Origin of the sequence: Flavobacterium sp. RSP15 (assembly GCF_003968755.1) — a bacterium.
Classification (GTDB): Bacteria; Bacteroidota; Bacteroidia; order Flavobacteriales; family Flavobacteriaceae; genus Flavobacterium.
In genome coordinates this window covers 133,201-145,815 of the sequence record NZ_RYDL01000001.1, presented here as the reverse complement: position 1 = coordinate 145,815, position 12,615 = coordinate 133,201, and the positions used below count along the sequence as shown (strand labels likewise).

At 35.1% G+C, this 12,615-nt stretch carries 10 protein-coding genes; 4 read left to right on the top strand and 6 right to left on the bottom strand.

Going from position 1 to position 12,615, the window contains the following annotated elements:
* Window positions 1-36: 36 nt before the first annotated feature.
* The 6 genes from efp to EKM00_RS00610 form a co-directional block, all read right to left on the bottom strand.
* The gene (gene efp / locus EKM00_RS00635; protein WP_126451550.1) at window positions 37-603 is read right to left on the bottom strand and encodes an elongation factor P; all 567 of its coding nucleotides are present in this window, start codon (window positions 601-603) and stop codon (window positions 37-39) included.
* Window positions 604-633: 30 nt separating this feature from the next.
* The gene (gene lpxA / locus EKM00_RS00630) at window positions 634-1,419 is read right to left on the bottom strand and encodes an acyl-ACP--UDP-N-acetylglucosamine O-acyltransferase (RefSeq protein ID WP_126451549.1); all 786 of its coding nucleotides are present in this window, start codon (window positions 1,417-1,419) and stop codon (window positions 634-636) included.
* 70 nt (window positions 1,420-1,489) lie between these two features.
* A complete protein-coding gene (locus EKM00_RS00625) occupies window positions 1,490-2,878 on the bottom strand; it encodes a bifunctional UDP-3-O-[3-hydroxymyristoyl] N-acetylglucosamine deacetylase/3-hydroxyacyl-ACP dehydratase (protein WP_126451548.1) in 1,389 nt (462 codons plus the stop codon).
* Window positions 2,871-3,914, bottom strand: a complete 1,044-nt coding sequence (gene lpxD, locus EKM00_RS00620) for a UDP-3-O-(3-hydroxymyristoyl)glucosamine N-acyltransferase (RefSeq protein ID WP_126451547.1) — start codon at window positions 3,912-3,914, stop codon at window positions 2,871-2,873. The genes EKM00_RS00625 and lpxD overlap by 8 nt, the downstream gene beginning before the upstream one ends.
* Window positions 3,915-3,953: 39 nt before the next feature.
* Window positions 3,954-5,183 carry an HD domain-containing protein gene (locus EKM00_RS00615; protein WP_126514883.1) on the bottom strand — a complete coding sequence of 410 codons (1,230 nt, stop codon included), beginning with the start codon at window positions 5,181-5,183 and terminating at the stop codon, window positions 3,954-3,956.
* Between the two features lie 120 nt (window positions 5,184-5,303).
* Window positions 5,304-6,098: a 3-keto-disaccharide hydrolase gene (locus EKM00_RS00610; RefSeq protein WP_233592217.1), complete on the bottom strand. Its 795-nt coding sequence runs from the start codon at window positions 6,096-6,098 to the stop codon at window positions 5,304-5,306.
* 236 nt (window positions 6,099-6,334) lie between these two features.
* Here EKM00_RS00610 and EKM00_RS00605 point away from each other — a divergent pair, with 236 nt between their 5' ends.
* The 4 genes from EKM00_RS00605 to EKM00_RS00590 are packed head-to-tail and all read left to right on the top strand — an operon-like array spanning window position 6,335 to window position 12,570.
* Complete coding sequence (locus EKM00_RS00605; RefSeq protein ID WP_126514882.1) at window positions 6,335-6,844, top strand: GbsR/MarR family transcriptional regulator; 510 nt, start codon at window positions 6,335-6,337, stop codon at window positions 6,842-6,844.
* 13 nt (window positions 6,845-6,857) lie between these two features.
* The gene (locus EKM00_RS00600; protein WP_126514881.1) at window positions 6,858-7,964 is read left to right on the top strand and encodes an efflux RND transporter periplasmic adaptor subunit; all 1,107 of its coding nucleotides are present in this window, start codon (window positions 6,858-6,860) and stop codon (window positions 7,962-7,964) included.
* Between the two features lie 33 nt (window positions 7,965-7,997).
* On the top strand, window positions 7,998-11,168 hold the full coding sequence (locus tag EKM00_RS00595) for an efflux RND transporter permease subunit (RefSeq protein ID WP_126451543.1): 3,171 nt from the start codon (window positions 7,998-8,000) through the stop codon (window positions 11,166-11,168).
* Window positions 11,158-12,570, top strand: coding sequence for an efflux transporter outer membrane subunit (locus tag EKM00_RS00590; RefSeq protein WP_126514880.1), 1,413 nt, complete (start codon window positions 11,158-11,160; stop codon window positions 12,568-12,570). The genes EKM00_RS00595 and EKM00_RS00590 overlap by 11 nt, the downstream gene beginning before the upstream one ends.
* Window positions 12,571-12,615: the final 45 nt, after the last annotated feature.

Below are 12,615 nucleotides of genomic sequence, written 5' to 3'. Positions count from 1 at the left end.
CAGTATATCTGATTACTGAACACTAATTACTGCAAACTATTCTTTAACTCGTTCCATATAAGAACCTGATGCAGTATCTATTTTAATTTTATCTCCTTCATTGATAAACAAAGGTACATTTACATTGGCTCCTGTTTCAACAGTTGCTGATTTTGTTGCATTTGTAGCAGTATTTCCTTTGATACCTGGTTCCGCATAAGTCACTTCAAGAATTACAGATGCCGGCATATCTACAGAAAGAGGTAAATCAGTCTCTGTATTGATGCTTACCATTACATTTTCGCCTTCTTTTAATAATCCTGGGGAATCCAAAATATTTTTATTCAAGGAAATTTGCTCAAAGGTTTCTGTATTCATAAAATGGAATTCATCACCTTCCGGATATAAATATTGAAATTTATGATTTTCAACTCGAACTTCTTCGATTTTATGACCCGCAGAAAAAGTGTTGTCCAATACTTTTCCGTTTGTTAAACTTCTTAGTTTAGTTCTTACGAAAGCTGGTCCTTTTCCTGGTTTTACATGAAGAAATTCAATGATTTTGTAGATATCGTTGTTGTATTTAATACACAATCCGTTTTTAATGTCTGATGTAGATGCCATTTTTATTTTTATTTGTTGATTTGTTGATTCTTAATAATTTCCTGAATAGCCTTTCATTACACCTCTTGAAGAGTTTCGAATAAAATCAATGATTTCATCTCTTTCCGGCGTGGCCTCCATTTCAGCTTCAATAATACCCAAAGCTTGCGTGGTATTGTAATTTTTTTGGTACAGAATTCTGTAAATATCTTGAATTTCTCTGATTTTTTCTGTTGTAAAACCACGTCTTCTCAATCCCACAGAATTAATACCTACATACGACAAAGGTTCTTTTGCGGCTTTGGTAAAAGGGGGAACATCTTTTCTTACTAAAGATCCACCAGAAATCATGGCATGATCTCCAATATGGATAAACTGATGAATGGCAGCCAATCCTCCAATAACGGCATATTTACCAACGGTTACATGACCGGCCAGAGCGACTCCGTTTACAATAATAGCATTATCACCTATGTGACAATCGTGGGCAATATGCGCCGTTGCCATTACCAAACAATTATTACCTAAGGTAGTTTGTCCGGATGCTATTGTTCCCCTATTGATGGTCACACATTCTCTTATGGTACAATTATCTCCAATAATTGCTAAAGAATCTTCTCCGCCAAATTTTAAATCCTGTGGAACTGCTGAAATTACTGCACCAGGGAATATATTACAATTTTTTCCTATTCTTGCGCCTTCCATTATGGTAACGTTAGATCCTATCCAAGTACCATCCCCAATAACTACATTATTATGGATGGTTGTAAACGGTTCAATGACAACATTTTTAGCGATTTTAGCGCCAGGATGAACATATGCTAGTGGTTGATTCATATTCTTTGTTTAATCGTTTAACTGTTTAATCGATTAACCGAATACACGATTAACCAAATCAACAAAAAAATTACTGTTTCTTAGCAATTTGGGCCATCAATTCTGCTTCAGCAACCAGTTTTCCATTTGCATACGCATTTGCTTGCATATGACAAATACCTCGTCGGATAGGCGTAATTAAATCGCATTTAAAAATCAAAGTATCGCCTGGTAATACTTTGTGTTTAAATTTAACATTATCTATTTTCATAAAATAAGTCAAATAGTTCTCCGGATCCGGAACCGTGCTTAAAACAAGAATCCCCCCTGTTTGTGCCATGGCTTCCACAATTAAAACACCTGGCATAACCGGAGCTTCAGGAAAATGACCTACAAAAAAGTTTTCATTCATAGTTACATTTTTCATTCCCACCACATGAGTTTCAGACATTTCTATAATTCTGTCAATCAATAAAAATGGGGGTCTATGAGGCAGGACTGCCATGATTTTATGAATGTCCATCAGTGGTTCCTGATGTAAATCAAAAACAGGAACATAATTCCGTTGTTCAATTTTTATGATTTTAGCCATTTTCTTCGCAAATTGTGTGTTGACAAAATGCCCTGGTTTATTAGCTATTACCTTACCTTGTATTTTAGTTCCAATTAAAGCTAAATCCCCTACCACATCAAGTAGTTTGTGTCTTGCCGCTTCATTTGGATAATGTAAAGTCAGATTGTCTAATATACCATTTGGTTTAACCGTTATCTGCTCTTTTCCAAAAGCGAGTTTCAAACTTTCCATTGTAGCGGCTGATATTTCTTTATCAACATATACGATAGCATTATTTAAATCACCTCCTTTTATCAAACCGTTCTCTAAAAGAGATTCTAATTCATGCAAGAAACTGAAGGTTCTTGACTCAGATATCTCCGTTTTGAAATCAGAAATATTTTTCATAGTCGCATTTTGAGTTCCTAAAATTTTAGTCCCAAAATCAACCATCGCAGTAACGCAGTAATAATCACTTGGCATCACTAAAATTTCGCTGCCTGTGGCTTCATCAGTAAATGAAATTACTTCTTTTACTACATAAACATTCCTTTTTGCACTTTGTTCTTCGATACCCGCTTTTTCAAGAGCTTCAACAAAGAATTTAGAGGAGCCATCCATTATTGGTAGTTCAGAAGCATTCAATTCTATGATGACATTATCTAAGTCACAACCCGTCAATGCCGCTAAAACATGTTCTGGTGTTTGAATTTTGACACCTAACTTTTCTAAATTGGTTCCTCTTTGTGTATTTACTACATAATTTGCATCAGCTTCCACAATAGGTTGTCCCTCTAGATCTACACGAACAAAAGTAAAACCATTATTAACTGGAGCAGGTTTAAAAGTCATTTTCACTTCTTTACCTGTGTGTAATCCAACCCCAGTTAGAGAGATTTCTGTTTTGATGGTCTTCTGTTTAACCATTTTTTCCATTTTTTTGGTTTAAAATTTGTTTTTTTAATTCTTCAATTTCCGCAACAATTTTGGGTAGATTTTTGAAATGAACATACGATTTACTAAAATCATTGTACCCAAATGCGGGACTTCCTTGCAAGATTTCATTGTCTTTAATATTCCTTCCTACACCACATTGCGCTTGAATTCGTACATTATTGCCAATGGTTAGGTGTCCAGAAATTCCAACTTGGCCACCAATCATCCCGTTTTTGCCAATTTTAGTTGAACCCGCAACACCGGTTTGTGCCGCTATTACCGTATTCTCCCCAATTTCAACATTGTGCGCAATTTGAATTTGATTGTCCAGCTTCACGCCTTTGCGTATAATAGTTGAACCCATTGTGGCTCTATCTATTGTAGTACAAGACCCAATATCAACATTATCTTCAATAATAACATTTCCTATTTGCGGGATTTTCGTATAGGTTCCGTCTGGATTAGGTGCAAAACCAAAACCATCTGAACCTATTATAGCTCCGGAATGTATCGTACAGTTATTCCCTATTATGGTCTCTGAATAAATTTTTGCACCAGCAAATAGAATTACATTATCCCCTACTACTACATTATCACCCAGAAAACAATTGGGATAAATTTTTACGTTTTCTCCTAAAACAACATTTTGACCTACATAACTAAAACTCCCTAAATATAAACTTTCTCCATATTTAACGCTGTCCGAAAGGAAAGAGGGTTGTTCTATCCCACTTTTATTTAATTTTACCTGATTGTAAAATTCTAATAATTTTGAAAATGCGGAATACGCATCAATCACTTTAATCAAAGTTGTAGTGATTGGTGCCTCTGCTATAAAAGTATCATTAACAATTGTTACAGATGCTTTAGTAGAATAAATATAATTCTGATATTTGGGGTTTGACAAGAATGTTAGTGATCCTTCGATGCCTTCTTCGATTTTTGATAATCTAGAAACTTCTGCCATTGGATTTCCTACAACTTCACCTTCTAAAATCCCTGCTATTTGTTCTGCTGTAAATTTCATCCCGACAAAAATATAAAAAATAGGTTTTAAATACTGAATTTATAACAGTTGTTTTGGAAAACATATGTAATATTTGGTAACGGATTTAGATAATGATTTCAAATTCAATTGGTCAGAGGCATCGACTACGTCTTCAATAGTTTTGTCTTTATTCAAAATTCGTATGGGTTCTGCCTGTTTACTGTAAGCCTGATTTTTTATTTTTCCTCTAAAAATAAAATAGTTTGTTTCTTGTAAAGAAATATGATGCTCTGCTGCAAAACGTTCTTTCAACGGCTGTAATTCTTCCAAAGTGACTTTTTCACTCGTTAATTTTATCTTTAATAAATCACGGTTGACAATCATTTTACTCAAAGACGACAGAATAAAATCATCCTCTTTTTGCCAAGCTTTTAAAGCCCCAATAATATCAAAATCATCTAATTGTGCAAATAAATCTAACCTCCCGGCATCAAATGTGTCCATCGTAACTTTATTTTCCATAAAAAAGGACAACGGCTTGCTGCAAGGCAACTGTACTCCTTTTAAGGTCAATTCTTTAGCTCTTTTTAGGACTTTCGTCAAAATTAACTCGGCCACTAAACTGGTTTTGTGTAAATAAACCTGCCAGTACATTAATCGTCTGGACATTAAGAATTTTTCAACAGAGTAAATTCCCTTCTCTTCAATAACCAAAACATCATCAGCAACATTCATCATTTGGATTAATCGTTCTGAATTGACATTGCCTTCTGAAACACCCGAATAAAAACTATCGCGTTTCAAATAATCCATACGATCCATATCCAATTGGCTCGAAATAAGTTGCAGCATAAATTTCCGGTCATATTCCCCCTTGAAAACCTGAATGGCTAGACTCAACTGGCCTTTGAATTCCACATTTAACTGATTCATGAACAATAAGGAAATTTCCTCATGATGTACATCCTCAACGATACTTCTTTCCATAGCATGCGAAAAAGGGCCATGTCCTATATCGTGTAACAAAATGGCAATATAGAGTGCATTTTCTTCTTCAGGAGATATTGAAACTCCCTTAAAACGCAATACATCAACCGCTTTTTGCATTAAATGCATACAACCTAAAGCATGATGAAAACGGGTATGATTGGCACCGGGATATACTAAATACGACAAGCCCATCTGGGAAATACGGCGCAAACGCTGAAAATAAAGATGCTGTATTAAATCGTAAATTAAGGCATTGGGTATGGTAATAAACCCATAAATGGGATCATTGAATATTTTTAGCTTATTGATTTGACTCACTATAAGTTTTTTTTTAGGTCAACAAATATAAGTAATTTAGATTTCAAAAACATAACAATGCTAATTGTGCTGTAGCGCTAAAAAAAACGGAGCGTTTTAGCACTCCGTTGGTATTTAATTTTATAGTTTTCTGATCCAAATATTTCGGAATTGATTTTTAGAATCATGATCCTGAAGCGAAATAACATCCTCTCCATGAGCCGAGGGATAATTATGCAAACCGATGTAAAGTGTCAACCCGTTTATTGTAGTATTATTTTGGACTAAAACACCATTCAAAAACACGGTAATTCTTGCCGGAGCATCAATTTTACCATCTGCTTTGAAGCGAGGTGCCGTATATATTACATCATAAGCATTCCATTCTAATGGTGTTTTCACGGCGTTTACTAAAGGTGGATGATCTTTATAAATACTTCCGGCCTGGCCATTGCTATAGGTTCTATTATTATAGGAATCCAATATTTGTAATTCATATCTGTTTTGGAAAAATACACCACTGTTTCCTCTTGCCTGTCCCCCATCTAAAACAACATCCGGCGCGCTCCATTCCAGGTGCAGCTGACAATCCCCAAAAACCATTTTAGTTTGAATGGCTCCGGTACCTGGAACAACTTCCATATAATCTTGATCAACAATTTTCCATCCGGCTGGCTTATTTATATCTTTCTGGCTCACCCATTGCGCTAAATTTTTACCGTCAAATAAAATAATCGCATCCGAAGGCGCATTTCCAATGGTTTTAGCCGGGGTAATACCTTTTACTTCTGGTTCCCAAATTTCAGTCATTTCTGGTTTCATTGACATTGGGGAAACCTCTGGCGGAGTATTTACATAGTTGTGTTGCGCCATAACTGCTGTTGCAGAGAATAAAGAAATCATTAATAAAGAGTTCTTGAAGTTTTTAGATTTCATAGTAAAATTCATTTGGTTTAATAAAATACGGATAAATGTTCGCTTTTCAATATTAAGCATTTTTTTTTCAGCAACTAACTTTTAATCTAATTATAACTAAATAAGGAATAAACTTTAGATTTTTATTGTAGAAGCAGTAACTTCATTAACTACAATTTGTTAAATAAATTAACATAGATTTAAGTTCGCTTAGTTCGGTAAATGCCGAACTAAATAGTACTTTTGCAAAAAAAATTATGAACAATATCACTAAAGAAAGAGAAGAACTTATTGAAATGTTCGGAATTCATTTTGAGTTACTGTATAATTTATCTCCGCTTGGCTCCAGAATTCTGGGACTATTAATAATTGATGGCTGCAAAAAAGGATTAACCTTTGAAGAAATAGTTGAAAAACTGGGCGCCAGTAAAAGTTCGATTTCTACAAACTTGAATCTACTGCTAAAAATGGACAAAATAAATTATTATACGTTGACTGGTGATCGGAAAAAATATTTCAAATCCAGTCCATTTAGCGAAAGACTGACTAATTATCTAAAAATACTTAATTTTGAAAAACAAATAATCGAAAAATTGCAGTCGTACCGTGAAAAAAACATTTCATGTCCTGAAGAGCAGTGCAATCTGGAAAATACAAAAGCATACAAAAAACATGTAATAGAAGTCGAAGAATTATTGATTAAAACCATTCATAAATTCAAAGAAATAGAAAATAATAACAGTAAAATAATAATTAATCAATTTTAGTAAATAGTCCCAGATGAAAAAAAAATATTTTATAAGTGTAATTTTATTATCAATAAGCTTGCTTTCTTGTAAAAAAGAAACGGCTCAAACGGCTCCTTCTGTTATGTCATACAAAGTGGTTGAGATAGCAACCTCTAATACAACTTTATTAGCTGAATATCCTGCGAGTTTAGAAGGCGTTACCGATATAGATATTCGTGCAAAAGTAGATGGATATATTCAAAAAATATATGTGCAAGAAGGACAAGAAGTTAAAAAAGGGCAATTGCTTTTTAAATTAGAGACTCAAACAGCAACCCAGGAAGCTGGTGCTGCAAAAGCAAAAGTTGCGGCTGCTCAAGTGGAGGTAAATCGTTTAATCCCTTTGGTAGAGCGTGACATCATCAGTGATGTGCAATTAGAAACGGCTAAAGCAAATTTAGCTAGTGCTAAAAGTACGTATCAAAGTATCGTTGCCAGAATTAATTATGCTACTATAAAAAGTCCTGTTAACGGAATTGTAGGAACTTTACCTTTAAGACTTGGAAGTTATGTAAGCAGCCAAACTGTTGAACCTTTAACCCGAATTTCGGATGTGAGCACGATTTATGCTTATTTTTCAGTAAATGAAAAAGAACAATTGGATATCATGATGAATACTCCAGGAAAGTCATTTCAAGAAAAAATAAACAAAATGGAAGCGGTAAATTTAATTTTAAGCAATGGGATGCAATATGAACAAAAGGGTAAAATTGAAACCTTTAGCGGACAAGCCAACACACAAACAGGATCGTTTAATGTACGAGCACGTTTTACAAACGGAAACAAATTGTTGCGTTCTGGAGAAAGTGGGACGATACAAATCCCTACACATTTAGTAGATGTTATTGTCATTCCTCAAAATGCAACATTAGAATTACAAGACAAACGCATTGTACTTGTTGTGGATAAAAACAACAAAGTGCAAGCAATCCCAATTGAAGTTCGCGCAATTCCTGGAGGTCAATTTTTTGTAGTGGATAGCGGATTAAATGTAAACGATAAGATACTTGTTGAAGGAGTGGGGATAGTAACTGAAGGAACCCTCATTAAGGCTGAAATTATTGATTTTAAAACTATCATCAATCCAACAAAAAAATAATTCAGAAACTAATTATTGAATAAATAACAAAATATGTTTTCAAAATTCATTGACAGACCGGTATTGTCAACGGTGATCTCTATTATCATCGTAATTTTAGGAGTTTTAGGGTTAATCTCACTCCCTGTTTCACAGTATCCAGAAATAGCGCCACCTACGGTAACCGTAGCAGCAAACTATCAAGGCGCCAGTGCCGAAGTTGTAATGAGCTCGGTAGTAATTCCATTAGAAGAACAAATCAACGGTGTTGAAGACATGACTTACATGACTTCTACATCAAATAATGACGGTTCAGCAGCTATTAATATTTACTTTAAATTAGGTACAAATCCAGATTTAGCAGCTGTGAATGTGCAAAATCGTGTTTCACGTGCTACACCTTTGTTGCCTCAAGAAGTTACAAGAGCCGGTGTAACAACTTCAAAGAGACAAAGCGACAATATTTTGATTTTATCTTTATACAGCGACAACCCGGATTATGATGATACTTTCCTTCAAAATTATGCTAACATCAATATTTTACCAAAAATAAAACGTGTTGCAGGAGTTGGAGAAGCAATGATTTTTGGACAAAAAGACTACTCGATGCGTATTTGGCTCAAGCCAGATGTAATGGGAGCTTATGGACTTGTTCCTTCGGATATTACAGCTTTATTGGCTGAGCAGAATATTGAAGCCGCTCCCGGTCAGTTAGGTGAAAGTAGTAACCAATCTTTTCAATATACATTAAAATACAAAGGGCGTCTGCAAGATGTAAAAGAGTTCGAAGAAATTATTATCCGTTCAACCCAAAACGGAGAAATCCTTAAATTAGGGGATGTTGCAAAAATTGAATTGGGGGCTGTAAATTACGCCAGTAATGCGTACACAAATGGAAACAAATCTATTGCAATTGCTATTGCACAAACTGCAGGATCTAATGCACAAGAAGTAATTGAAGGTTCCTTAAAAGTGTTAAATGAAGCGGAAGTAAATTTCCCGAAAGGGGTAAAATATGCCACCTTAATTAATGCAAATGACTTCTTAGAAGAATCTATCACTAAAGTGATCTATACTTTGATTGAAGCCTTTTTATTGGTTTTTATTGTGGTTTTTATCTTCTTACAAGACTGGAGATCTACCCTTATACCAGCAATATCCGTACCTGTTGCAATTGTCGGTACTTTCTTTTTCCTAAGTTTATTTGGCTTTACCATTAATTTATTAACTCTTTTTGCCTTAGTATTGGCCGTGGGAATTGTGGTCGATGATGCTATTGTAGTAGTTGAGGCCGTCCATGCCAAAATGGAAGCTGGGGAACATGATCCCAAAAAAGCAGCTCATAGTGCCATGCAAGATATTAGTAGTGCAATTATTTCTATTACACTTGTTATGTCAGCGGTATTTATTCCTGTTTCTTTTATTAGTGGTTCAGCTGGCGTTTTCTACAAGCAGTTTGGAATAACTTTGGCTGTTGCAATTGTATTATCAGCTATTAATGCCCTAACACTTTCTCCTGCTTTGTGTGCCATTTTCTTAAAAGAACACGATAAAAACTCAAAGAAAAAAGGTTTTGCAGAACGCTTTTATACGGCATTCAATGTTGGGTTTGAAACAACAACCGCTAAGTATAAAAGATCTGTTGAGTTTTTTATAAAACGTAAATGGTTGGCTTTTTTAGGAATTGCCATTTTTGCAGGGATTTTTATCTTATTATTAAATATTACGCCAAAGGCCTTTGTTCCGGGTGAGGATACAGGAGCAATTCTTTCAGACGTTTCTCTTCCGCCCGGCACTTCATTAGAAAGAACCGAGGATGTATTATTGCAAATTGAAAATAAAGTAAAAGATATTCCTGAAATAAAAGAAGTACTTCGTATTTCAGGTCGTAGTTTAATAAGTGGTACAGGTAGTAATTACGGAATGGTAATTGTAAAATTAAAAACTTGGGCTGAACGTAAAGATGCGAATCAGGAAATAAATGCAGTAATAGCTGAATTGTTTAAGCGTACGGCTTCTGTTAAAGATGCAAAAGTCCTCTATTTTGCTCGTCCTACACTTGTTGGTTTTGGGTATAGCAATGGTTTTGAATTTCAATTACAAGATCAAAAAGGAGGAACAATTGAGGAATTGGATAAAGTAAAAAGTAAATTTTTAGTAGCCTTAAATAGTCGTCCCGAAATCAAATATGCAACTACCTCGTTTTCTCCAAATTATCCGCAATACCGAATTGATTTGAATGTTGCTACCATAAAGAAATCAGGGTTAACTGTCACGGATGTTTTAGGCACGATGCAAGGATATTATGGTGGCGTTTATGCTTCTAATTTCAACAAATTTGGAAAACAATTTCGGGTGGTTTACCAATCTGAACCCGAATTTAGAAGTAATCCCGAATCGTTAAATCAAGTATTGGTAAGAAATAATACTGGTCAGATGGCTCCTATTTCACAATTTGTGACTTTAGTAAAAGTATTTGGCCCTCAAGCGATAGAGCGTTTCAATTTATTCACTTCTGTAAAAGTCACAGGGGCTCCAAATGAAAGTTTCAGCTCAGGTGATGCCATTAAAGCAGTTGAAGAAGTGGCAAGTCAAACCTTACCGATTGGTTATGGTTATGAGTTTTCAGGAATGACTCGTGAGGAAATAAGTGCTGGCGGTCAAACATTGTATATTTTCCTATTGTGTTTGGTTTTTGTATATTTCTTGTTAGCCGCTCAATATGAGAGTTATATGTTGCCTTTTGCGGTACTAATTTCGTTACCAATTGGTTTAGCAGGAGCATACTTATTTGCTTATTTTTTCAATGTTAGTGATAATATTTACCTACAAATAACACTTATTATGCTTATTGGATTACTCGCTAAGAACGCCATTTTAATCGTCGAGTTTTCCGTAGATTCCAGAAAAAAAGGAATGAGTATCACCCAAGCGGCTATTCATGGTGCAGTTGCTCGTTTACGTCCTATATTGATGACATCATTTGCATTTATTTTCGGATTATTGCCTTTAATGTTAGCTAAAGGAGCTGGAGCTGTTGGGAATAATGCTATTGGAACTGGAGCAATTGGCGGTATGTTAATAGGAACCATTTTTGGGATTTTTGTAATACCGGTATTGTTTATCGTTTTCCAAACCTTACAAGAAAAAATTTCTACAAAACCACTTCCGATAACAAATCAGGAAACTGATATCGCACTTTTAAATAAAGAAAATGAAGAATAAGTTAATTAAAATAGCAGTAGTTGTTATAACCGCTACCGTAATGCAGTCGTGCTTTGTTGCTAAAAAATACGATAGGCCAGAATTAAAAACCGAGAATCTTTACAGAACTGAAGTTGTTTCAAATGATAGTACTTCACTTGCTAATGTTGCTTGGGACATCGTTTTTACCGATCCTCTTTTGCAAGGGTATATCAAAAAAGGGTTAAACAATAACTTGGATATCAGAATTGCAATGCAAAATATCCAAGCTGCCGAGGCTGCCATGCGACAGGGAAAAGCCGGGTATTTTCCCTCCCTTTCTGTAGGTGCCGACTGGACGCATCAAGAGCTTTCTAAAAACAGTCAATTAGGTAACTTAATAAGCCGTGGTGGTGGTGCAACTAATGTGGATCAATACCAGTTTACAGGAAATCTCTCTTGGGAAGCAGACATTTGGGGAAAAATACGAAGCAACAAGCGCGCAGCAAATGCGGCCTATCTTCAAACTACAGCAGCGAATCAAGTGGTCAAAACACAATTAATTGCTACCCTTGCCGCAACTTATTATCAATTGCTTTCTGTTGACGCACAAATAAAATTAGCAGAACGAACCTTGATTAACAGAAATCAAAGTATTGAAACAATTGTAGCATTAAAAGCGGCAGGAAATGTTACCGAAGTTGGTGTGAAGCAAACCGAAGCGCAAAAATATGCTACCGAAATTATCCTTGCTGATTTAAAGAATAATAGTATCATTCTTGAAAACACGATGAGCATTCTTATGGGTGAAGCTTCTGCCAAAATTGAAAGAAGCACTTTTGAAACACAATCCTTACAACCAACCATTACACTTGGTGTACCTGCTACGTTACTAAGAAACAGACCTGACGTGATTGCAGCAGAATACAACTTTATTTCAAGTTTTGAGCAAACCAATGTAGCTAAAAGTAATTTTTATCCAACGTTAAAACTTACCGCAACAGGTGGACTTCAGAGTATTGATTTGAAAGAATGGTTTAGCGCTAATTCCCTTTTTGCTAATGTAATTACAGGTTTGACACAACCTATTTTTAATCAAAGACAGATTAAAACCAGATTTGAAATTGCAAAAGCAAATCAGGAAAAAGCCTATCTTCAGTTTGAGCAGTCTTTGTTGACCGCCGGAAAAGAAGTTTCGGATGCATTGGCACAATACAACAATGAAACCTACAAACTCACCGTGAGGGAAAAACAAGTAGCTGCGTTGAATAAAGCCACTGATTATTCAGATGAATTATTGACATACGGACTAGCGAATTATTTAGAAGTTTTAACTGTAAAAGACAATGCTTTGAATGCAGAATTAAGCTTGATAGACAATAAATTCCAACAATACAAAGCCATAATTCAATTGTACAGAGCCCTTGGTGGGGGGTGGCAATAAAGATTTACTTGACTAATTAGAATTGATTTCTGTTAGTTCCAGAAC

Bases quoted from the DNA above. Each gene is read 5' to 3' on its own strand.
- efp (WP_126451550.1), bottom strand. From the start codon at position 603: ATGGCATCTACATCAGACATTAAAAACGGATTGTGTATTAAATACAAC.
- lpxA (WP_126451549.1), bottom strand. From the start codon at position 1,419: ATGAATCAACCACTAGCATATGTTCATCCTGGCGCTAAAATCGCTAAA.
- EKM00_RS00625 (WP_126451548.1), bottom strand. From the start codon at position 2,878: ATGGTTAAACAGAAGACCATCAAAACAGAAATCTCTCTAACTGGGGTT.
- lpxD (WP_126451547.1), bottom strand. From the start codon at position 3,914: ATGAAATTTACAGCAGAACAAATAGCAGGGATTTTAGAAGGTGAAGTT.
- EKM00_RS00610 (WP_233592217.1), bottom strand. From the start codon at position 6,098: ATGAAATCTAAAAACTTCAAGAACTCTTTATTAATGATTTCTTTATTC.
- EKM00_RS00605 (WP_126514882.1), top strand. From the start codon at position 6,335: ATGAACAATATCACTAAAGAAAGAGAAGAACTTATTGAAATGTTCGGA.
- EKM00_RS00600 (WP_126514881.1), top strand. From the start codon at position 6,858: ATGAAAAAAAAATATTTTATAAGTGTAATTTTATTATCAATAAGCTTG.
- EKM00_RS00595 (WP_126451543.1), top strand. From the start codon at position 7,998: ATGTTTTCAAAATTCATTGACAGACCGGTATTGTCAACGGTGATCTCT.
- EKM00_RS00590 (WP_126514880.1), top strand. From the start codon at position 11,158: ATGAAGAATAAGTTAATTAAAATAGCAGTAGTTGTTATAACCGCTACC.